This window comes from Romboutsia sp. 13368, from assembly GCF_018336475.1.
Classification (GTDB): Bacteria; Bacillota; Clostridia; order Peptostreptococcales; family Peptostreptococcaceae; genus Romboutsia.
In genome coordinates this window covers 1,603,592-1,604,685 of sequence record NZ_CP048741.1, presented here as the reverse complement: position 1 = coordinate 1,604,685, position 1,094 = coordinate 1,603,592, and the positions used below count along the sequence as shown (strand labels likewise).

Below are 1,094 nucleotides of genomic sequence, written 5' to 3'. Positions count from 1 at the left end.
CTATATTAGGACTTGGATGTATGAGATTACCAGAAATAGATGGAAAAATAAATGAAGAAGAAGCTACTAGTATGCTAAGGTATGCTATAGACAAAGGTGTAAACTATATTGATACAGCATATATATATCATAATGGAGAAAGTGAAGGATTTGTAGGAAGAGCTTTAAAAGATGGATATAGAGAAAAAGTAAATATTGCTACAAAATTACCAACTTGGTTAATAAAAAATAGAGAAGATATGGATAGAATATTTAATRAACAATTAAGTAGACTTCAAACTGATTATATAGATTTTTATTTAGTACATAACTTAAATGATAATATATATCCTTATATAAAAGAACAAGGATTATTTGAATTCTTAGAAAAAATAAAAAAAGAAAATAAGGTAAGATACATAGGATTTTCATTCCATGATAACCTAGAAGTATATAAGAGAATAGTAGATGATTATGAATGGGATTTTACCCAAGTACAATATAATTATTTAGATGAAAACTACCAAGCTGGAACTGAAGGGATTTTATATGCTTCAAGCAAGAACTTAGGAGTTGTTATAATGGAACCACTTAGAGGAGGAGCATTAGTAAATAACTTATCTACAAAACTAATAGAGATTATTGATAATGCATCCACTAAAAAAAGTCCAGCAGGATGGGCATTTAAGTTTTTATATAACAATCCAAATATAAGTGTAGTTTTAAGTGGTATGTCTAACTTAGAACAAATTAAAGAAAATTTAGATATAGTAGATAAAGAAGGAGTAGCGCTATCTATTACTAAAGATGAAGAGGATACTATAAATAGATTAAAAGAAGAGTTTAAATCAAAAATAAAGGTTAACTGTACAGGATGTAAATACTGTATAGATTGTCCTAAAAGTATAAATATACCCGAATGTTTTAATATTTGGAACAATGCATCTATGTTCGATAGTTTTGAAAAATATAAGTCTAATTATGATATATTAAAAAAAGAATATAGAAATGCATCATTATGTATTAAATGTGGAAAGTGTGAAAAGCATTGTCCTCAACATATAAATATTATAGAAAAGCTAAAAGAGGTATCTTATATATTTGAAAATAATATA

Annotated in this window: 1 protein-coding gene (cut by a window edge); it reads left to right on the top strand. The window is 26.0% G+C overall.

Annotated elements, in window-relative coordinates; translation table 11 throughout:
- On the top strand, positions 1–1,094 hold part of the coding region annotated (locus tag G3997_RS06395; protein WP_296649451.1) for an aldo/keto reductase (this coding region is incomplete at its 3' end). The annotated region extends 10 nt beyond the left edge of the window; 1,094 of 1,104 annotated nt are visible.